This window comes from Cryobacterium sp. Hh7 (assembly GCF_004403155.1).
Taxonomy (GTDB): Bacteria; Actinomycetota; Actinomycetes; order Actinomycetales; family Microbacteriaceae; genus Cryobacterium; species Cryobacterium levicorallinum.
On the sequence record NZ_SOHG01000032.1, the window covers coordinates 44,587 to 64,508 of the forward strand.

The following is a 19,922-nucleotide window of genomic DNA, read 5'->3' on the forward strand; positions in this document are numbered from 1 at the left end:
GGAAAAATGAATGCCACACGCGACGACGATGCGCTGAACTGGGCCGGTGACGACGACCCGACGCTGGCTCCCGGGGGAACCGGTCGGGCCGCGCCCGAGACGACCAGCCTGCCGGAGGGGTGGACCACCCCCAAAACGGATGCTGCCCCCACCGACACCGCAGCGGATGCTGCCCCCACCGACACCGCAGCGGATGCCGAGAAGACCGAATCGGATGGCGCGGCCGCGAGCTCGGCCGCCCTGGTGGGCATGGGTATCCTCGCCGGAATGTACCTGCTCTACTCGATCGGCTGGTTCATTGGCGTGTCCCGTCTCGCGCGTTCGACGGTTCTCACTTCGGGCGATCCCGTCGCCGATTTTATGACTTCCCTCGGCGGTTGGCTGGCCGTGGCGGCACCCGTGATCTGGTTTGGGGCGACCTTCTGGCTCACCCTGAGCCGGCCGCGCGCACGCTGGGTCTGGTTGCTGATCGGCGCGGTCGTTTTGATTCCCGTGCCCTTCCTGCTCGGATCGGGGATCCCCGGATGAGCGACCTCGAGCCCACCGGCACCGTTGGTACGAATACCGTGCACCGTCGCCGCCCGCCGCGCTGGATCCTGCTGACCATCGCACTGTTCATCGGACTGTTCTACGCCTACGACGTCTGGGAAGCCATCGGCAACCTGGTCGGTCTGAACCTGCAGGCGCAGTCCCTCGACACCCAGCTGAGCGGCTTCGGTTGGGCCGTGCTGATCTTTGCGGTACTCCTGCCGGTGATGGTCTACGCCCTCGCCTTCTGGCTCGGCCGCAACCGGGCCTTCGGAGTGCAGGCGCTGACCCTGCTCGTCGGACTCTGTGCGGTTGCTGCCCTGTCGCTCGACATCGCCACGGTGTTCGGCCTCGGTCGGCTGATCGCCTGACTAGATCACGGCGACCACGATCAGAGCCATCAGCACCAGTTGGGCGATGAGTCGGGGAACGAACGGAATCGCGATCCGCCCGAATCGTTTCTTGTGCCGGGCGGCGTAGGCGTTAGCCGGAAACACCGCCGCCAGAAACAGCACGAGAGCCCCAGCGGCTAGCAGCATAGTCGGGGGATACAGCAACCCGAAGCCGCCGGCCAGCTCGCACAGCCCAGTGAACAGTACGAGGTTGGTCGGGTTGGCCCAGCCCGCCGTGCGCAGTCGCGGCGGAATCATCGCCGCCATGGTGCGCTGCACCGAGGGCAGAAAATGGATGATCCCGGCGCCGATGAAGACCACCGCGAGAATAACCCGCAGGGCCAGTTGGAGTCCGTCTATTACGTCGCTGCTCATGGCTCTATTGTGCAGCCGGTAGGGTGGAAAAAGAGTGGCGCCTATTGCCCTGCCACCAACACCCGCAATCTAAGGATCCGATTTTATTGTCGAAGCCCGTCGTCCTGATCGCCGAAGAACTTTCCCCCGCCACCGTCGATGCTCTCGGGCCCGACTTTGACATTCACCAGGTAGACGGCACGGATCGCTCCGCGCTGTTCGCCGAGCTCGCCACCGCGCAGGCCGTTCTGGTGCGCTCCGCCACCAAAATGGATGCCGAAGCGATTCAGGCCGCTCCGTTCCTGAAGGTCATCGCTCGTGCGGGCGTCGGCCTGGACAACGTTGACATTAAGGCCGCCACCGCGGCCGGCGTCATGGTCGTCAACGCTCCCACCTCCAATATCATCTCGGCCGCTGAGCTGACCGTCGGGCACATCCTGAGCCTCGCCCGTCACATCCCCGCCGCCTCCGGCGCTCTCGCCGACGGTCAGTGGAAGCGCTCCAAGTACACCGGCACCGAGCTGTACGAAAAGACCATCGGCATCATCGGTCTCGGCCGCATCGGCGCCCTGATCACCGCGCGCATGCAGGCCTTCGGCACCAACGTCATCGCCTACGACCCCTACATCACCTCGGCGCGCGCCCAGCAGCTCGGCGTGACCCCGGTCACCCTCGATGAACTGCTCGCGCAGTCCGACTTCGTCACGATCCACATGCCGAAGACGCCGGAGACCACCGGAATGATCGGTGCAGCCCAGCTCAAGCTCATGAAGCCGACCGCGTTCGTCGTGAACGTCGCCCGCGGCGGCCTCATCGACGAAGACGCACTGCACGAAGCCCTCGTCGCCGGCACCATCGCCGGCGCCGGCCTCGACGTGTTTGTCAGTGAACCGCCGACCGGCTCGCCGCTGCTCGGCCTCGACAACATCATCACCACGCCGCACCTCGGTGCGTCGACCGACGAGGCGCAGGAGAAGGCCGGCGTCTCCGTCGCCAAGTCCGTGCGCCTCGCACTGTCGGGCGAGCTCGTGCCCGACGCGGTCAACGTCGCCGGCGGAGTCATCGACCCCTATGTGCGCCCCGGCATCCCGCTGGTCGAAAAGCTCGGCCAGGTCTTCTCCGGCCTCGCCGCCCACAGCCCGCTCACGAGCGTCGACATCGAGGTGCGCGGCGAACTCGTCGCGTACGACGTCAGCGTGCTCAAGCTCGCCGCGCTCAAGGGCATCTTCACCAATGTGGTCAGCGAAACCGTCTCCTACGTCAACGCGCCGTTGCTGGCCGAGCAGCGCGGTGTCACCGTGCGCATGCTCACCGACGCCGAGTCGCCCGAGTACCGCAACGTGATCACCCTGCGCGGAGCCCTCGCCGATGGTTCGCAGGTCTCCGTCTCGGGTACCCTCACCGGCACCAAGCAGATCGAGAAGATCGTCGAGATCAACGGTTACGACGTCGAGGTTCCGTTCGCCAAGAACCTTATCGTCATGCTTTACACCGACCGCCCCGGAATCGTCGCCGTGTATGGCCGCGAATTCGGTAACGCCAACATTAACATCGCCGGCATGCAGATCGCCCGCCACGTGGCCGGCGGCAAGGCTCTCAGCGTTCTGACCGTCGACTCCGAGGTTCCAGCCGGTCTGCTCGCCTCTGTTCGCGCGGCCATCGAAGCCGAGATCATGGTGGAGATCGCCCTCACCGACTAGCTCTCTTCAAAACGGATGCGAGTGGGCAGAGGCCAGGCCGGCGCCCACTCGCATCCGCTGTTAAACGACTCCGACGCGCGAAGTGAGTCCGAAGGGTCGCAAATCGTACTGCCGGGGTTGGTTTTAGGACGTTTTACGACCCCGCGCGGCGTGGGCAGCGGGATATCCGGTTCAGGTCTGCGGCAGGAGCCGGCCGATCAGGGTGATCAGCCGGGTCATGGACTCGGCGGTGTGGTCCTGTGGCGCCAGTTCGTGTTCGGCCAGCGAACTGTTGACGTAGAGTCCGTCGCTAATGAGCATGATCGCCTCGGCGGTATCCGGGTCGTGGACAGCGTCTTCGATGACCGAGAGCCAGCGGCGCCGAATATCGCCGAGCACCTGCATGGCTCGTGGATCGCGACCCTGGGCGAGGCGGGAGCCAGCGATGTAGGCGCGGTCGAGCGGGCTGCCGGTGTGCACCGAGGTTCGAATGAGGTAGTCGACCGGGCCGGCCGGGGCCGTGCGGATGTTCTCGGCATCCTCGTTCGCGAGCGCATCGAGACGGGCCAGCATGCCCTCGATCAGGGCGCCTTTTGAGCTGAAGTGATAAAGCAGTCCGCCCTTGGAGACCGCAGCGGCCGCCGCGACGGCATCCAGCGTCGCCGAGCGCTCTCCGCCCTCGACCAGCAACTCCTCGAAGGCATCGAGCAGACGATCCCGGGTAGGAACGGATGATGCTGGCACATTTTTCGACATTGGCCCATGGTACCGAAATGGGCGGGCTTCACGCTGGACAACTATACCGTCCAGCCGGTACAGTAAACCTTGTGCCGCTGGAGGAGCGGTCGCAAAAACTACCAGAGAGTGTTGAGATCGTGTCTGCCCCTGTTGTTCCCACCAAGCCCCTTGACCTGACCAGCACCGCCCTGAGCAGCGCTACCCCGCAGGCGCGCGGCGCCGTGTCCGCTCTGACAGTCGTGCACGATCGCCGACGATGGTGGGCGCTCGCGGTGCTGATGCTTCCGGTGCTGCTGGTGTCGATCGACAACACCGTGCTCAACTTTGCGCTCCCCGCCATCTCGGAGGCGACTCGGCCGACCGGGGTGCAGCTGCTCTGGATGGTCGACATCTACCCGCTCGTGCTCGCCGGCCTGCTCGTGGCCATGGGCAGCCTTGGCGACCGCATTGGACGTCGCCGCCTGCTGATGATCGGTTCGACCGGTTTCGGAGTGGTGTCGGTGTTCGCGGCCTTCGCCCCGAGCATCGAGGGGCTCATCATCGCCCGCGCCGCCCTCGGATTCTTCGGCGCCATGCTCATGCCGTCGACTCTGTCGCTGCTGCGTTCCACCTTCGTCGACCGCGACCAGCGTCGCCTCGCTATCGCGATTTGGGCCACCGGCTTTGCGGCTGGCAGCGCCCTTGGCCCGGTGGTCGGCGGCATTCTGCTCGAGCACTTCGCCTGGGGCTCGGTCTTTCTGATCGCCGTTCCCGTTCTGCTGCCGCTGCTCGTGCTGGCGCCAATTCTGGTGACCGAATCGCGGGATCCGCACCCGGGGCGCATCGACCTGCTCAGTATTGCCCTCTCACTCGGCACCATGCTGCCGATCGTTTACGGCATCAAGAGCATCGCCGAGCACGGCGTGACCTGGATCACGGTCGCCCCGATCGCGCTCGGGCTGGGGCTCGGCGTCTGGTTCGTGCGTCGACAGTTGCATGTGCCGAACCCCATGCTCGACATGGGGCTGTTTCGACGCGGCGCTTTCAGCGGCGCGGTCGGCGTCAACCTGCTCAGTGTCACGGCGCTGGTCGGCTGCCTGTTCTTCATCTCGCAGCACCTGCAACTCGTGCTCGGGCTGTCGCCGTTGAACGCCGGGCTGGTGCTCGTTCCCGGCCTGGCCGCGATGATCGTGGCCGGACTGCTGATCGTGCCGATTGCACGCCGGGTACGGCCGTCGCGGGTGGTGCCCGTGGCGCTGCTGGTGTCGGTGGCTGGATTCGCGTCGATCGCGCTGCGCGGCGGTGCAATCGATGCGTTCTGGATCGGCGTCGCCTTCGTGCTGCTCGGCATCGGAATCGGCGCGGCCGAAACCGTCTCGAACGAGCTCATCGTGGCGACCGCGCCGGCCGACAAGGCAGGGGCGGCATCCGCTGTGTCTGAAACAGCCTACGAACTGGGAGCGGTGCTCGGAACGGCCGTACTCGGCACCATCCTCACCGTGTCCTACCGGGCGGCGGTACTGTTGCCGGACGGTATGAGCGCGGCCGACCGGCTGGCGGCGGGGGAGACTCTCGGCGGAGCGGTGTCCGTGGCCGGCCATCTTTCGCCCGCGGCCGGGGAGCAGCTGCTCGAGTCGGCCCGACACGCCTTCGACAGCGGTGTGGGCCTGACCGCGTGGATCGGCGTCGCGCTGGTGCTCGGAGCGGCCGTCGTGGCGCTGATGTCGCTGCGCCGGGCTCGCTAAAGCCCGCGAAAGCGGGTGACGCGTTGCTTCAGCACCCGCGGAGCAACACTGCACCCGCTTTCGCGAGCTGTGGGTTAGAGGTCGTCGATCGAGTTCTCGCGACGGGTGACCTGCTCGCCGTTTGCCGGGTCGGCGATCGTGCGGGTGGTGCTCACGCTGTTACGACGCCGCGTCATCAGCACAATGCCGAGGATTGTCACGAGCGCTCCGGCCGCGAGCAGAATATAGCCGACGAGCGTCAGATCGACGCCGGTGACGGTCACGTCGAGGGCCCAGACCAAAATGGCGCCCACGACGAGCAGAAAGATTCCTAGTCCGATACTCATGATTTCCCGCTCTCCATTGGTGGTGCCCTGGGGACAATTCTAGGCACTCCGGCGACAAAGGTAAGGTTTGACTATACGCAATTCAGGTGTTCGTTGACTGTTTCGGAGCCACATGTCTCGTACTATCAAACTCGCTGTCATTCCCGGAGACGGGATTGGACCGGAAGTTGTCGCTGAGGCCGTGAAGGTACTCGGCGCTGTCACCGCGCGTGATGACGTCACGATTGAGGCGAGCACCTTTCAGCTGGGCGCCGCGCGGTTCCTTGAAACCGGTGATGTGCTCACCGACGCCGACCTCGCGTCGATCCAGCAGCACGATGCGATTCTGCTCGGCGCCGTCGGCGGCGTTCCCGGCGACCCCCGGCTGAAAGACGCCAATATTGAGCGGGGCTTGCTGCTCGGCCTGCGCTTCGCCCTCGACCACTACGTGAACCTGCGGCCCTGCACGATCTACCCCGGAGTGACGAGCCCGCTCGCCGCCCCCGGCGTGGTTGACTTCGTCGTCGTGCGTGAGGGAACCGAAGGTCCCTACGTCGGCAACGGCGGCGCCATTCGCCGTGGCACCCCGCAGGAGGTCGCCAACGAGGTCTCGGTCAACACCGCCTACGGCGTGGAACGCGTCGTGCGCTACGCCTTCGAGGTCGCCCAGGGGCGTGAGCGCAAGCGCCTCACCCTCGTGCACAAGACCAACGTGCTGGTCTTCGCCGGCAGCCTGTGGCAGCGCATCGTGAACGAGGTGGCGCTGGAGTACCCCCAGGTTGCGGTGGATTACCTGCACGTCGACGCGGCGACCATTTTCTTCGTCACGAATCCGGGTAGATTCGATGTACTCGTCACGGACAACCTCTTTGGCGATATTCTCACCGACCTGGCAGCGGCAATCAGCGGCGGCATCGGCCTGGCAGCCTCCGGCAATATCAACCCGACGGGCCGCTTTCCCAGCATGTTCGAGCCGGTGCACGGCTCGGCCCCCGATATCGCCGGCCAGCAACTCGCCGACCCGACCGCGGCCATCCTCTCGGTGGCGCTGCTGCTCGATCATCTCGGGCTGACGGATGCCGCGGCTCGCGTCAACGACGCGGTTGCCGACGACCTAGCGCGCCGCTCCGCTTCGGTGCGACGCAGCACGGCTGAGGTGGGAGACGCCATCGTGACGCTTTTGACAGACAAGGTACTCAAATGAGCAAGACCACAACGTTTCCCCTGAACTTCACCGTCACCCCGTCGACCGAGGCCCGCGCCGAAGCCGAACGCGCCGAAATTCTCGCCGACCCGGGCTTTGGCAAGCACTTCACCGACCACATGGTCACCATTGACTGGTCGGTCGATGCCGGCTGGCACGACGCCCGCGTCACGCCCTACGGACCGCTGCTGCTCGACCCCGCCTCGTCGGTGCTGCACTACGGCCAGGAGATCTTCGAGGGTCTCAAAGCGTACCGGCACGCCGACAACACGATCTGGACCTTCCGGCCCGAGAAGAACGCCCAGCGCCTGCAGCGTTCCGCGCACCGGCTGGCTTTGCCCGAGCTGTCCGTCGACGACTTCATCGAGTCGATCAGGCAGATGATCGCGATCGACGGCGACTGGGTTCCGTCAGCGCCGGAGACGAGCCTCTACTTGCGCCCGTTCATGATCGCCAACGAGAGCTTTCTCGGCGTGCGCGCCGCCCACCAGGTGAGCTTCTACGTCATCGCCAGCCCGGCCGGCGCCTACTTCGCCGACGGCGTTGCCCCGGTGAAGATCTGGCTGTCGACCGAATACTCCCGCGCCGGTCGCGGCGGTACCGGCGCCGCCAAGTGCGGCGGCAACTACGCCGCGTCGCTGCTGCCCCAGATGGAAGCCTACGAAAACGGCTGTGCCCAGGTGCTCTTTCTCGACGGCGAGACCGGCAGCCACATCGACGAGCTCGGCGGTATGAACGTGTTCTTCGTGCACGGCACCGACACGCTCGTCACGCCGCGCCTGACCGGATCCATTCTGGAGGGCGTCACCCGCGACAGCATCATGCAGCTCGCCCGCGACCGAGGTATGACGGTGGAGGAACGCGAGGTGACGCTCGGGGAGTGGCGTGAGGGTGTCGCATCCGGTGCCATCACCGAGGTCTTTGCCTGCGGAACCGCCGCCGTCGTCACCCCGATCGGCCAGCTCAAGGCGCGCGACTTCACGATCGGTGACGCGGATGCCCCCGCCGGCGAGATCACCCTGTCGCTGCGCCAGGAACTCACCGACATTCAGTATGGGCGCCTGCCCGACCGTCACGGCTGGCTCACCCGGCTAAGCTGAACCTTTTGGCCTTTGCGGGCGGGAACGAGACACGTGAAGATCGCACGCTACAGCTACCAGGGCGCCATCGCGTTCGGCATCGTTGACGAGCACGAACTGGTCGTGCTCACCAGTGACCCGATGTTCGCCGGATTCGACACGACCGGCGACCGGGTCGCCCTCGCCGACGTGAAGATGCTCGCGCCGGTGATTCCGCGGTCGAAGATCGTTGCGATGGTCTCGGCCGAGGCGTTCGTGGTGCGGCCGAACACCGCCGTCGTCGGCCCCGGCGACGCCATCGTGCTGCCGGCCGCGTCGGAGCAGATCGAGGCCGACGGCCAGCTCGCCATCATCATCGGCAAGATCGCCAAGAACGTTTCGCCAGCGGATGCTTTGAGCCGCGTCTTCGGCTATACCGTCGCGACGGTCGTCACCGCGGCCAACCTCGCTTCGGGTGTAGCGGGCGCCTTCGACACGTTTTTGCCGCTCGGTCCGGTCATCGAGACTGAATTCGATGAGGCGTCATCAGCGCTGCGCGGGCTTATCAACGACGAGGAATTTCAGGCGGTCGCGCTCGACGATGACGAGCGCATGACCGAGGACACGGTTTGTGCCCTGGTCGCGTTCGCCTCGAGCGTGTTCACGCTGTTGCCCGGTGATGTGATCCTGACCGGACGCCTGGACACGCCCGCGGCCGTCGTCGATGGGGACACGATCACGATGGCGATCGCGGGCATCGGTTCGCTGGTGAACCCGGTGGTGCGCCCGGCCTGACCCGCGAGCGGACACCAAGATCCAGGCAAAGGCCCGGGCCCGGATCCGGGCGCCGGACTCAGTCGGTGGCGTCGGGGAACCAGATCCTGACCTGGTTCGACGCCGTGTTCAGCAGGGCGATCGCCTCATCCCGGTTCACCCGGGCGACGAGCATTGCGCTCAGGGACAGGGAGGCCAGGGTGCGCACGCGCTCGTCGACGGATTCCGCCGCTGACGATGACGGTGCCGCGGCCGATTCGAGGGCGTGCCTGAGCGCATCGGTCAACTCGATGCGGTATGCCTCCACGACGGCGCGGGTCGGCTCGTCGTGCGCGGCGAGGCCGGCGGCGCAATTGACCAGGAGGCATCCGGTCTGCGCTGAGTCGGGGGCCTGCGTGACCGTTGCGCGGGCGAGGCCGGCGAAGTACTCGAGCAGGGCTGAGGAATCGCGGGGGCCCGCTCGCAATCCAGCCAGCCGCGGCCGGATAACGGTCTCCAGATAGTCGGTGACCGCGGCGTCGAAGAGCCCGCGTTTGCTCCCGAACGCGTGGTACAGGCTGGACCGCCCGACGCCCGTGGCCGCCTCCAGCTCGGCCAGGGATGCGCCGTCGAACCCCTTGTCCCAAAACAGGTTTCGCGCAGCCTGCACGACCACTCCGCTGTCAAAGGTCTGCATCCGCCCCATGTTCGCTCCTTGAATCCTGTCCGACGATCGGAAAATTTTGTGCACCGATGAGTCTACTATATAGTAAAACGATCGTTCTAGAAGTAGCAGAGGAGCCGACCATGGCGTCAAATACCGTCAGTACCCAGATCCAGCTCGTGAACCGTCCCGTCGGCTGGCCGACGGATGCGGACTTCCGCACAGTGACCGTCGACCTGCCGGAGCTTGCAGTCGGCCAGATTCGAGTCGCGAATGAATTCATCTCCGTCGACCCGTACATGCGTGGCCGGATGAACGATGTGAAGAGCTACATACCGCCGTTCGTGCTCGGTGAAACCATGACCGGCGCGGCTGTCGGCCGCGTCATCGCCTCCGCAAACGAGGCGTTCGCCATCGGCGACGTCGTCACCCATCAGTACGGCTGGCGTGACCTGGTGCAGGAGGACGCCGCCGGCTTCAGGGTCGTTCCCGAGCTCCCCGGCGTTCCGGCCTCCGCTTACCTCGGCGTGCTCGGCATGACCGCCCTGACTGCCTATGTCGGCCTGCTCGAGATCGCACAGCTCAAAGAAGGCGACACCGTGTTTGTCTCCGGCGCAGCCGGCGCGGTCGGCAGCATGGTCGGCCAGATCGCCCGGCTCAAGGGGGCCAAGCGCGTCATCGGCTCGGCCGGATCGCCCGAGAAGGTGGCCCTGCTCACCAGCAAGTACGGCTTTGACGCCGCGTTCAACTACAAGGACGGATCCATCACAGACCAGCTCGCCGTCGCAGCGCCAGACGGCATCGACGTGTACTTCGACAACGTCGGCGGTGAGCACCTCGAGGCAGCCCTGGCCTCCTTCAACGACGGCGGCCGCGCGGCCCTGTGCGGCGCGATCTCCCGGTACAACAGCACGGATGCCCCGGCCGGTCCGAACAACCTGTCCAACATCGTCACCCGCGGCCTGACCCTCCGGGGATTCACCATCGGCAACTACTGGGCCCACCTCCCGGCATTCTCCGCCGAGATGACCGCCTGGCTGGACTCCGGCGAGATCGTCTTCGACGAGACCGTCGTCGACGGCGTCGAAAACGGTGTCGACGCGTTCCTCGGCCTCATGCGCGGCGAGAACACCGGCAAAAAGGTCGTTCGCACGGGCGGGCTCATCCCGACCCTATGATTCGAATCACCCCGCACAATTTCACGAACGACTTCACTGAAAACGGAGACACTATGACCCACGTACTTTTCGTCGTCAGCGCTGCTGACCACTGGACTCTCAACGACGGCAGCCTGCACCCCACCGGTTATTGGGCTGAGGAGCTCGCTGAGCCGCACCGTCTGTTCTCCGCCGCCGGCTGGCAGATCAGCATTGCCACACCGGGCGGTGTGGCCCCGACCATCGACCCGGTCAGCCTCCGTGCCGATGCGGCCGGGGGAGAGGACCGTGCAGCACAGATCATCGACTACATCGGAACCATCTCCAGCCAGCTCGATGAACCGCTCAGCCTCGACGACATCACCGTGGCCGACTACGACGTGGTGTTCTACCCGGGCGGTCACGGCCCGATGGAAGACCTCGCTGTGGACGCCGACTCTGGGCGCATCCTCACCGAATCTCTCGACACCGGCCGCATCCTCGGCGTGCTCTGCCACGCTCCAGCCGCGCTGCTCGCCGCCAAGCGCGCCGACGGCAGCTGGCCGTTCACCGGCTACCGGATGACCGGCTTCACCGACGCCGAAGAGGTTCTCGGCGGATTGGCTCCGAAAGCTCCGTGGCTGGTGCAGAGCCGCCTGGTTGAACTGGGAGCCGACTTCATCGCCGGTGAATCATTCGCCCCGCATATGGAGATCGACCGCAACCTGTACACCGGTCAGAACCCCGCTTCGTCGGGCGCCCTCGCCGAGGCGATCATCGCGGCTGTCGCCGAGAAAGTATAACGGCGGGCGGCGTCGGGCCAGTAGCTCGACGTCGCCGACAGCGAACGTACGCCCAGCGTTGCCTGGCTGTACCTAGCCGCGGCGCAGCGCGTCCAGCACGGCGTCCACGTCGTCCCGATCATTCCAGAGATGGAACGCCACGCGGGCTCGACCGGCGCGGCCAGAGGCGGTGATTCCGGCGGCGGCGAGGCGCGCGAGGTCGTGGCCACCGGCATCCGGCCAGCTGACGATGGCCTGATCAAGCCGAGGCAAGCCAAGACCGTCGCTCAGGGCGTCACCGAGCCCCGCAGCGTGGGTGCGCACTTCGGTCATATCCAGACGGCGGAACAGGTCGATGGCCGGTTCGGCACCGACCCAGGCCGGCCAGGCCGGCGATACGTCGAACCGGCGGGCCTCGGCAGCAAGCGCCATCGCCGGACCGTAGCAGGATGCCCACAGGTCGTCTCCCGCATACCATCCGGCATTGATCGGGTGCAGTTGTGCGGCGAAAGTCTCGGCGACCGTGAAGAACGCAACGCCGCGCGGGGCGCAGAGCCACTTGTAGCTGTGGCAGATGGTGGCGTCGAACTGGGAGGCGTCGACCGGCATCCACCCGGCGGCCTGGGTGGTGTCGCAGAGTGTGAAGGTACCTGTTACACGTGCGGCGGCCCGGATGGCGTCGCTGTCGGCGACAGTTCCGGTGGCGGATTGTACGAGCGAGAACGCGACCAGCCATGTGTTCGCGGTGAGACTTGAGGCCAGATCGGCGAGGGGGACCTGCCGCACTGTCACTCCGCGGTGCGCCTGGGCCAGAAACGGGAACACCATCGAGCTGAAGTCACCGAGGGGCAGCACCACTTCGGCACCGTCGGGCAGGCTCGCGGCGACCAGGCCGGCCATGACTGAGGCCTGCGAGCCGATCGCCACCCTGTGGGGTGTGACGTTCACCAGATCGGCGTACCCGACGCGTACGCGCTCGACGACCTCACCGTAGCGGGAGGCGCAGGCCTGGCCGCCGGCCCAGGCCTCGGTATCGGCGCGCATCGCGGCGATCGTGTCGATCGTGGGCAGTCCGAGGGTGCAGGCGGCGAGGTAGCCGCGGCCCGAGGTGTAGCGGGCGCGGGCTTCGAGGAGGGTTACCGTGCTCGTGCTCGTGTCAGCGGTCTTGCCGGCGCCCGGGTTGGTGGCCGGTTTGGCGGTGGGGCTGCTGGTGCTCGTTGCTGCGGGGCTCATGTTTCTAGTGTGACCATCGAGAATTCATGCGACAACGGCCAGTATCCGATGTATTGCATAACTTCTGATTATGGTTAGAGGTATGATTCACCTCCCTGGGCAGAGCCCCGACCTTGACGCCCAGGCACTGCGTGTCGTGCGTGCGGTTCATGAAAACGGGTCTATCACCGCCGCGGCCGCCGCCCTCGGCTACAGCCAGCCGGCAGTGAGTCAGCAGCTCAAACGGCTCGAGAAGCGGCTCGGGCTCGCCGTGGTCGAACGTGTCGGCCGTGGAGTGCGACTGACCGAGGCCGGCCTCGTATTGGCGCGGCACGCCGTGACCGTGGCCACAGCGCTCGATGCAGCCGCGGGGGAGATTGCCGAGCTGCAGGGGCTGCGCACCGGGCTGGTGCGTCTCGTGGCCTTCCCGTCGGCATCCGCTACCCTCGTGCCGAGCCTGCTGGCGCGCATGAAGCAGCAGCATGCCCAGATCAGCATCACCTATCTCGAGGCCGAACCGCCGGAGGCCGTCGCCGCCGTGCGCGAGAATCGGGCCGACCTGGCCATCACGTTCAGCTACCCGGGTGACCGCGTGGATCCGCACCTGGAGAGCGCCCAGGGGCTGCGGGTGGCGACCCTGCGGCGAGACGAGATGATGCTGGTGCTGCCGGCCGGGCATCCGCTGGCCGGTGCTGCCGCACCGATCGACCTCGGCGACCTCGCCGACGAGAACTGGGTGGCCGGGTGCCCGCGCTGCCGTGGCCACCTGCTCGACCTGTGCGATCGCCGCGGATTCGCCCCGCGCATCAGCTATGAGACTGACAACGCCGCCGCCGTGTTCGGCCTGGTCGAGGCCGGCATCGGGGTCGCGCTGCTTCCTGCCCTCGCGATCGAGTCGGTCGGCCGGCGCGCGGGCGCCTCTATCCGGGCCACATCGGGGCAGGACCATCGCACCCTGCACGCCGTGACAGCTGCCGGAGCCGAGCGTGTACCAGCCCTGGCCGCTGCGCTGCGCGCGCTGGTCGCGATCTCATCGGTCGTCTAGGCCGCGTGCGCCGGGCCCACCTTACGAAAGCGGGCCCATGCTCGATCATGGGCCCGCTGTCCGGGCCCGGGCCCGGACAGAAGTAGGTCCGGGCTTGCCCAACTAGAATCATGAGTAATGTCTGACACCACTGCACACCCGTTTTCTACCGCCACCGGAACCGACGTTCGCGTGCGGTTCTGCCCCTCTCCGACCGGAACGCCCCACGTGGGCCTCGTCCGCACCGCCATGTTCAACTGGGCTTACGCCCGGCACACCGGCGGCACGATGATCTTCCGCATCGAGGACACCGACGCCGCCCGCGACAGCGAGGAAAGTTTTCTCCAGCTCGTCGAGGCGATGCGCTGGCTCGGGCTCGACTGGGACGAAGGCGTGGATGTCGGCGGCCCCCAAGCGCCGTACCGCCAGTCCGAGCGCTACGACATCTACCGCGGAGTCATCGAGCAGCTCAAGGCGAGCGGCCATATCTACGAGAGTTTCGTCACCGGCGAAGAGATCGAGAAGCGTAACCGCGACCTCGGCCGTGACCCGAAAATGGGCTACGACAACTTCGAGCGCGATCTCACCGAGGAGCAGAAGGCCGCCTACCGGGCCGAGGGCCGCTCCCCGGCGCTCCGCTTGCGGGTGCCGGACACCGAGCTCTCCTTCGATGACCTCGTGCGTGGCGAGATCACCTTCCCGGCCGGCTCGTTCAGCGACTTCGTGGTGGTGCGCCCGAACGGGCATCCGCTCTACCCGTTCGTCAACCCCGTCGACGACGCGCTCATGGGTGTCACCCACGTGCTGCGCGGCGAAGACCTGCTCTCGTCGACGCCGCGCCAGATCGCGCTGTACCACGCGCTCATCGACATCGGCGTGACCACGTTCGTGCCGCGTTTCGGCCATCTGCCCTACGTGATGGGCGACAAGAACAAGAAGCTCAGTAAGCGTGACGCCGAGGCGAACCTGTTTCTGCACCGCGACCGTGGATTCATCCCCGAAGGACTGCTCAACTACCTCGCCCTGCTGGGCTGGTCGCTCTCGCACGACCGCGACGTGTTCACGATCGACGAGTTCACGGCCGCGTTCGACGTCGTCAACGTCAACCCGAACCCGGCCCGGTTCGACCTCAAGAAGGCCGAATCCATCAACGGCGACCAAATTCGCCAGCTTGAAGCATCAGACTTTGCCGCACGACTGGTGCCCTACCTGGTGACCGCTGGCGTGCTTGGAGAGACGCCGACCGAGGCTGACCTGGCCCTGCTCGCCGAGGGCGCACCACTCATCCAGGAACGCATCGCCCTGCTCGGCGAAGCGCCCGCCATGCTCGGTTTTCTCTTCGTAAGCAGCGCCGACCTCATTCTCGAAGCGGATGCCCTCGCTTCCCTCCCGCAGAACGCCGCCGACATTCTCGGCGCAAGTCGTACCGCCCTGGAAGATATTCCTGCAGCGGAATGGACCACCGACCGGGTGCACACGCTGCTCGCCGAGATCCTCATCGAGGGCCTGGGACTCAAGCCGCGTGTTGCTTTCGGACCGCTGCGCGTCGCACTGTCGGGTCGCAAGATCTCCCCGCCGCTGTTCGAGTCGATGGAAATTCTCGGGCAGGCTGAAACTCTGGATCGCCTCGATCGGGCGCTGGCGGTAGTGACGGCCGCCTGACCGCGGGGCCGGAGGGGCTTCGACTCGCCGGGGGACACCTCGGTTTGGCCTCTCCAGCCCAAGTGGGCTAGGCTACTACTCGGCCCGATCTTCGGATTAGGCATTGGGGTATGGTGTAATTGGCAACACGGATGATTCTGGTTCATTTGTTCTTGGTTCGAGTCCAGGTACCCCAGCACTAGCCCCTGAGTTTCCGCGGAAACCAGGGGCATTTCTTGTTTCCAGACACAACGTTCACGCCCCAAAGTGCCTCTTTGGGTGCCAAAAACGACTTCCAGACGCCGTTTTGGCGGCAGCGATTGCGACTAGCCCGGCCACCTACGTGTCGCTTCGTACGAAGTCGGAATGCCGTATCGCAGCTTAATGTCATGACCGATGACGAAGCAGAAATCATGACCGGGCAACAGGTTGCCTACCTGTTGCAGGTCTCGCCCCGCACGCTCGAGGAGTGGCGTCAGACTCGCACCGGACCGCCGTATCGAGGCATGGGCCGTCATGTGAGATATATGCGCCGCGAGGTTCTCGCCTGGCGAATGCCGCCTTCGAGGCGTGGCGTACGGACATCCGCTCGGGCAGGTCGACCGTGCTGATCAGCGACTCGAACGAGACGGTCGCAGCGCTCAACGTGCGCGCTCGCACGAAACTGCTCCTGGAGGGCCGTGTCGATGCGCTGCACGAGGTCGCCCTGCACGACGGAACCCGCGCCGCCGTCGGTGACACGGTCATCACCCGCCGCAACGATCGGCGGCTGTATGCGTCCCGAAGCTGGGTGCGCAATGGCGACCGGTGGGCCGTGATCGGCCGTGGTCGAAACGGTCCCGTCGAGGTGCGGCGGCAGAGTCGGCGGTGGGGGAGCACGGTGCTGCTGCCCGCGTCGTACGTCGCTCAGCATGTCGAGCGGGGCTATGCGATCACGTCTCACAGGGCGCAGGGGATCACGACCGACACCGCGCACGTCGTCGTCGCGCCGAGCATGCCGCGCGAGAACCTCTACGTCGCGATGACGCGGGGACGCGAGGCGAATACCGCCTACGTCGCCGTCGACCGGCCCGACGTCGCCCACGTGGGGCTGCGGCCGGGTGACGCTGCGGGCGCGACGGCGCGCAGCATCCTCTGTGGCATTTTGCAGCACGTCGGCGCCGAGCTGTCCGCGCACGAGACGCTGGCGGCTGAGCAGGATGCCTGGGGATCGGTGGCGCAACTCGCAGCGGAGTACGAGACCCTCGCGGCGGCCGCGCAGCACGACCGGTGGGCTTCTCTCGTGCGAGCGAGCGGTCTGTCGCCTCGGCAGGTTTTGGATGTGGTCCACTCGGATGCCTTCGGCCCGTTGAGCGCAGAGCTGCGGCGAGCCGAGGCTCACTTCGTCGACGTGGCGAGCCTGCTGCCTCTAGTGGTTGCGGCGCGCGGGTTCGAGGATGCCCAGGACATCGCGGCGGTGCTGCGAGCCCGGGTCGCGGCGGTCGTGTCGCGGGATACCGGCGCGGGGCGTACGCGCCGTGCACCGATGCTCGTTGCTGGGCTCATCCCTCGTGCTCTCGGGCCGATGGATGCTGCCATGTACCAGGCGTTGATCGAGCGCGCCAACCTGATCGAGTCGAGGGCGGCCGCTGTACTCGACCGGGCGATACTCGCGGGGGAGCCGTGGACCTGAGTTCTTGGCACCGCGCCGCGGGGTTCGGCATCCGTCGAGTGGCACCAGAACGGATGCGCCGTCGCGGCCTATCGAGACCGCTACGGCATCACCGGCGCGCGTGCACTTGGCGCGGCTCCGGAGTCGATAGCGCAGAAACTTGATGCAGTAAACGCTCATACCGCTCTGAAGAGGGCAGAGCGTTTCGCAGATGGCTTATTGTCAGGCGTACCCAGACGGGCGTTCACGAAGGCACTGACTCGGTAGTTAGTTTCACTTGCGGTTGGCTCTGGGCCCATCTGGCATACTCCTACCGCACCTCTTGATCGGTGGAAGTGGTCGGTGAATTGGTGGGTTGGATTGGGCATACGCCAGATCAGACGCAGTCGATGCAACTTGGTCTCTCCGCCTTGACGCGGTAAGGCCGCGCGATCATCGACGATCACGGTCAGTCGGTGAGCGTGCCCCTTCACCGAAGACGTAGTGCAATTAAATGCACTGCTAGTGCATATACTAATGTCTGGAATCAAACGCACGATCGTAAGACTCGTCTGGTGTGGCGATGCCGTTGCACCGGCTCCTGGATGTCGGAAACCGGAACGGTGAACTCTGACACTCAGTCGTCACCCGATCCCGCCCTCGCAGCACTTACCCCAGAACACCATCGGAACACTCATGCACGTGGACAAACTCACTCTCGCCTCGACAATCGGCACGCGAATCCGCCGTGAGCGGCTGGCTCGGGAGTGGACACTGGATCGTCTTGCCGATGCAGCCAGCGTCAGCCGCCGCCAAGTGGTGAATATTGAGCAAGGCGAAACGAACCCCAGTATCGGCACACTGCTGAGCATGAGCGACGCTCTTGGAATTTCCCTGTCGCAGCTTGTTGAGCCACCGTCGTCCGGCTTAGTGACAATCACTCGCGCGGGCGACGGCGCAGAACTGTGGACCGGAGAATACGGGGGCCGCGGCGTGCTGCTCGTGAGCACGACGTTCCCCGACGTAGTGGAGTTGTGGGACTGGCGGATGAATCCCGGCGAGCGTCACGAAAGCAAACCGCACCACCGTGGAGCCCGGGAGTTGTTGAGAGTCACCAGCGGCGTGGTGACACTGGACGTCGGGGGTGATCGCAACGAGCTTGCTGCCGGTGACGCGATCATGTTTCGGGGCGATGTACCGCACACATACGGCAATGAGGGCGCTGAGCCGGCGCAGTTTGTATTGACCGTCTACGATCCGGCTGGCTCAGGCGGCTCGGGTGCGAAGCGCACGACCAGTGCCCCGGACTTGGCGCAATCATGAGCGCGCGGGCGCCGCTTACGCTTGCAGTTCCCCCGTGGTCACTGGCGGTGACGGCGATGCTCTCCGTTCAGCTCGGTTCGGCGTTGTCCGTCGGCCTGATTGACGCTGTTGGGCCTGCAGGGACGGCGTGGCTCAGGCTCAGCATGGGCGCGATCGTATTCCTCATCCTCGCCCGCCCACCGCTGCGGTCCCTTCGGCGCCCGGACGTGCCCGCGATCCTATTTCTGGGCATTGCTACGGGTGTGATGACCGTCTCCTTTCTGGCAGCGATCGAGCGCATCCCGCTCGGTACCGCAGTCGCTATCGAGTTCCTGGGTCCGCTCACGGTGGCCGCCGCACGCAGCCGCACCGCGCGAGCGTTGACGTGGCCGGGCCTGGCCCTCCTCGGGGTCGTGCTTCTCACTGAACCGTGGCAGGGTGCCGTCGACTTTGTCGGGATCGGATTCGCCGCCATTGCGGGCGCCGGCTGGGGCGGCTACATCCTGCTGACCCAGCACGCTGGCAATCGCTTCACTGGGATCCAGTCGCTCTCTATGACCATCCCCATCGCCGCAGTGACCGCCGCGATTGTTGGGATCCCGCAAGCGTCCGGCCATCTCAGTCTCGGCGTCTTCGTCGCGGCCGCTGGTCTTGCCCTGCTGCTGCCCGTAATCCCGTTCGCACTGGAGATGCTCGCCCTGCGCCGTATGACAGCGACCTCGTTCGGAACCCTGATGGCGGTGGAGCCGGCCATAGGTCTGCTGCTCGGCTTGTTGGTACTGAGCCAGCTGCCCTCGGTCGTGCAGATCGTCGGTATTCTGCTCGTCGTCCTCGCTGGCGCCGCTTCACAACGCGGCGGACGCCGCAACATCATCATCCACGATGACCTTGTCTCCGAGACCGGGCTGGCCTGAGAAGGAGAACTCTGTGTATACCCCGCGACACAACCTCGTCACGGACGAGGCCGCCATTCGCAGCATGGTTGCCGCCGTGCGCACCGCATGGTTCGTCACCGCCGACTCGGACGGAGTACCGCAAGCGACGTTCCTGCCGATCATCTGGCGGGAGGACTCCGTCATCATGCACCTGGCGCGCGCCAACCGGCACTGGCGGTCGCTGGCTCCGGCAAGCCCGGCGTTACTGATCGTCACCGGCCCCGACGCGTACATCTCCCCGAGCTGGTACGAGCAGAAGCGCATCGACGGGCGGGTCGTGCCGACCTGGGACTACACGGCCGTCCACCTTACCGGTACCGCCACAGTCCACGACGACCCCGAATGGTTGCGGACCGCGGTCACCGAACTCACTGACGCGCACGAGACCGGTCGGGACCATCCGTGGGCGGTCTCCGACGCGCCGGCGGACCACATTGACTTTGAACTGAGCGGCATTGTCGGCATCGAAGTGACCGTCACCCGAATAGAGGGTAAGGCGAAGCTCAACCAGAACTATTCAGAGGCGGACCGACGCGGAGCAGCCAGCGGCCTCGCCGGCGAGGTCTTCACCGACGCCCCGATCGTCGGTCAGCAGATTGCGGCCACGCTCCAAGACTGATGCAAAACCTGTCGCACCGGTCGTCCGGGCCCGATTTCAGGCAATCCCGCTCAAGATGACAGGTGGATAGTGGCGTCATGAATCCAGACGCCAACGAGAAGCCAAACGGTTCCACCAAAGTCGATGACGAGAAGAAGGCACAGGCCGAATCACTCCCGGACGGCTCGCAGAGTGACGGCACGGCCGGGAGCGATAACGACACTGCTTCGGGCGGACCCGCAGAATGAGCCGCACGTGCCGTC

General features: G+C 65.9%; 22 protein-coding genes and 1 tRNA gene. 18 read left to right on the forward strand and 5 right to left on the reverse strand.

Annotated features, from left to right (window positions below; translation table 11 throughout):
- Nucleotides 1-6 precede the first annotated feature (6 nt).
- The gene (locus tag E3T43_RS10750) at nt 7-528 is read left to right on the forward strand and encodes a DNA polymerase III subunit gamma/tau (RefSeq protein WP_134442612.1); all 522 of its coding nucleotides are present in this window, start codon (nt 7-9) and stop codon (nt 526-528) included.
- Nucleotides 525-899 carry a hypothetical protein gene (locus E3T43_RS10755; RefSeq protein WP_134442611.1) on the forward strand — a complete coding sequence of 125 codons (375 nt, stop codon included), beginning with the start codon at nt 525-527 and terminating at the stop codon, nt 897-899. Before E3T43_RS10750 ends, E3T43_RS10755 begins: the two co-directional genes overlap by 4 nt.
- Here the strand turns inward: E3T43_RS10755 and E3T43_RS10760 are convergent, their stop codons facing one another.
- On the reverse strand, nt 900-1,295 hold the full coding sequence (locus E3T43_RS10760; protein WP_134442610.1) for a DoxX family protein: 396 nt from the start codon (nt 1,293-1,295) through the stop codon (nt 900-902).
- Between the two features lie 86 nt (nt 1,296-1,381).
- Here E3T43_RS10760 and serA point away from each other — a divergent pair, with 86 nt between their 5' ends.
- Nucleotides 1,382-2,974: a phosphoglycerate dehydrogenase gene (gene serA, locus E3T43_RS10765; RefSeq protein ID WP_134442609.1), complete on the forward strand. Its 1,593-nt coding sequence runs from the start codon at nt 1,382-1,384 to the stop codon at nt 2,972-2,974.
- Between the two features lie 171 nt (nt 2,975-3,145).
- On the opposite strand, the gene E3T43_RS19525 is transcribed toward serA, so the two are convergent.
- Complete coding sequence (locus tag E3T43_RS19525; protein ID WP_134442608.1) at nt 3,146-3,709, reverse strand: TetR/AcrR family transcriptional regulator; 564 nt, start codon at nt 3,707-3,709, stop codon at nt 3,146-3,148.
- A 203-nt stretch (nt 3,710-3,912) separates the two neighbouring features.
- On the opposite strand from E3T43_RS19525, the gene E3T43_RS10775 reads away from it, so the two are divergent.
- Nucleotides 3,913-5,415, forward strand: coding sequence for an MFS transporter (locus E3T43_RS10775; RefSeq protein WP_241978941.1), 1,503 nt, complete (start codon nt 3,913-3,915; stop codon nt 5,413-5,415).
- 74 nt (nt 5,416-5,489) lie between these two features.
- Here the strand turns inward: E3T43_RS10775 and E3T43_RS10780 are convergent, their stop codons facing one another.
- Complete coding sequence (locus E3T43_RS10780) at nt 5,490-5,741, reverse strand: DUF6458 family protein (protein WP_134442607.1); 252 nt, start codon at nt 5,739-5,741, stop codon at nt 5,490-5,492.
- Nucleotides 5,742-5,853: 112 nt separating this feature from the next.
- Between E3T43_RS10780 and E3T43_RS10785 the strand changes: the two genes are divergently transcribed.
- The 3 genes from E3T43_RS10785 to E3T43_RS10795 are packed head-to-tail and all read left to right on the forward strand — an operon-like array spanning nt 5,854 to nt 8,777.
- A complete protein-coding gene (locus E3T43_RS10785; protein ID WP_134472455.1) occupies nt 5,854-6,924 on the forward strand; it encodes a 3-isopropylmalate dehydrogenase in 1,071 nt (356 codons plus the stop codon).
- Nucleotides 6,921-8,024, forward strand: coding sequence for a branched-chain amino acid aminotransferase (locus E3T43_RS10790; RefSeq protein WP_134472456.1), 1,104 nt, complete (start codon nt 6,921-6,923; stop codon nt 8,022-8,024). Before E3T43_RS10785 ends, E3T43_RS10790 begins: the two co-directional genes overlap by 4 nt.
- A gap of 33 nt (nt 8,025-8,057) precedes the next feature.
- Nucleotides 8,058-8,777 carry a fumarylacetoacetate hydrolase family protein gene (locus E3T43_RS10795; RefSeq protein WP_134472457.1) on the forward strand — a complete coding sequence of 240 codons (720 nt, stop codon included), beginning with the start codon at nt 8,058-8,060 and terminating at the stop codon, nt 8,775-8,777.
- Between the two features lie 58 nt (nt 8,778-8,835).
- Here E3T43_RS10795 and E3T43_RS10800 read toward each other — a convergent pair whose 3' ends face one another.
- Nucleotides 8,836-9,432 (reverse strand): TetR/AcrR family transcriptional regulator, encoded by a 597-nt coding sequence (locus E3T43_RS10800; protein ID WP_241978935.1) that lies wholly within the window; start codon nt 9,430-9,432, stop codon nt 8,836-8,838.
- 110 nt (nt 9,433-9,542) lie between these two features.
- Here E3T43_RS10800 and E3T43_RS10805 point away from each other — a divergent pair, with 110 nt between their 5' ends.
- Together E3T43_RS10805 and E3T43_RS10810 are read left to right on the forward strand one after the other, a co-directional pair.
- Nucleotides 9,543-10,577 (forward strand): NADP-dependent oxidoreductase, encoded by a 1,035-nt coding sequence (locus tag E3T43_RS10805; protein WP_134472459.1) that lies wholly within the window; start codon nt 9,543-9,545, stop codon nt 10,575-10,577.
- A 53-nt stretch (nt 10,578-10,630) separates the two neighbouring features.
- Nucleotides 10,631-11,338, forward strand: a complete 708-nt coding sequence (locus E3T43_RS10810) for a type 1 glutamine amidotransferase domain-containing protein (protein ID WP_134472460.1) — start codon at nt 10,631-10,633, stop codon at nt 11,336-11,338.
- Nucleotides 11,339-11,410: 72 nt separating this feature from the next.
- Here the strand turns inward: E3T43_RS10810 and E3T43_RS10815 are convergent, their stop codons facing one another.
- Nucleotides 11,411-12,550, reverse strand: a complete 1,140-nt coding sequence (locus tag E3T43_RS10815; RefSeq protein ID WP_134472461.1) for an aminotransferase class V-fold PLP-dependent enzyme — start codon at nt 12,548-12,550, stop codon at nt 11,411-11,413.
- A gap of 82 nt (nt 12,551-12,632) precedes the next feature.
- Between E3T43_RS10815 and E3T43_RS10820 the strand changes: the two genes are divergently transcribed.
- The 9 genes from E3T43_RS10820 (at nt 12,633) to E3T43_RS18765 (ending at nt 19,907) form a co-directional block, all read left to right on the forward strand.
- Complete coding sequence (locus tag E3T43_RS10820) at nt 12,633-13,574, forward strand: LysR family transcriptional regulator (RefSeq protein WP_134472462.1); 942 nt, start codon at nt 12,633-12,635, stop codon at nt 13,572-13,574.
- A gap of 117 nt (nt 13,575-13,691) precedes the next feature.
- On the forward strand, nt 13,692-15,215 hold the full coding sequence (gltX, locus tag E3T43_RS10825) for a glutamate--tRNA ligase (RefSeq protein WP_134472463.1): 1,524 nt from the start codon (nt 13,692-13,694) through the stop codon (nt 15,213-15,215).
- Nucleotides 15,216-15,319: 104 nt separating this feature from the next.
- A tRNA-Gln gene (locus E3T43_RS10830) sits at nt 15,320-15,391 on the forward strand.
- A 216-nt stretch (nt 15,392-15,607) separates the two neighbouring features.
- On the forward strand, nt 15,608-15,805 hold the full coding sequence (locus E3T43_RS10835; protein ID WP_241978942.1) for a helix-turn-helix domain-containing protein: 198 nt from the start codon (nt 15,608-15,610) through the stop codon (nt 15,803-15,805).
- Entirely contained in the window at nt 15,799-16,866 is a 1,068-nt protein-coding gene (locus E3T43_RS10840; protein ID WP_134472464.1) for a hypothetical protein, read from the forward strand. The genes E3T43_RS10835 and E3T43_RS10840 overlap by 7 nt, the downstream gene beginning before the upstream one ends.
- A 654-nt stretch (nt 16,867-17,520) precedes the next feature.
- A complete protein-coding gene (locus E3T43_RS10845; protein WP_134472465.1) occupies nt 17,521-18,147 on the forward strand; it encodes a helix-turn-helix domain-containing protein in 627 nt (208 codons plus the stop codon).
- The gene (locus tag E3T43_RS10850; RefSeq protein ID WP_241978937.1) at nt 18,144-19,040 is read left to right on the forward strand and encodes a DMT family transporter; all 897 of its coding nucleotides are present in this window, start codon (nt 18,144-18,146) and stop codon (nt 19,038-19,040) included. Before E3T43_RS10845 ends, E3T43_RS10850 begins: the two co-directional genes overlap by 4 nt.
- A 13-nt stretch (nt 19,041-19,053) precedes the next feature.
- Nucleotides 19,054-19,680, forward strand: a complete 627-nt coding sequence (locus E3T43_RS10855) for an FMN-binding negative transcriptional regulator (RefSeq protein WP_134472466.1) — start codon at nt 19,054-19,056, stop codon at nt 19,678-19,680.
- Nucleotides 19,681-19,757: 77 nt separating this feature from the next.
- Nucleotides 19,758-19,907, forward strand: coding sequence for a hypothetical protein (locus E3T43_RS18765; RefSeq protein WP_166791307.1), 150 nt, complete (start codon nt 19,758-19,760; stop codon nt 19,905-19,907).
- Nucleotides 19,908-19,922: the final 15 nt, after the last annotated feature.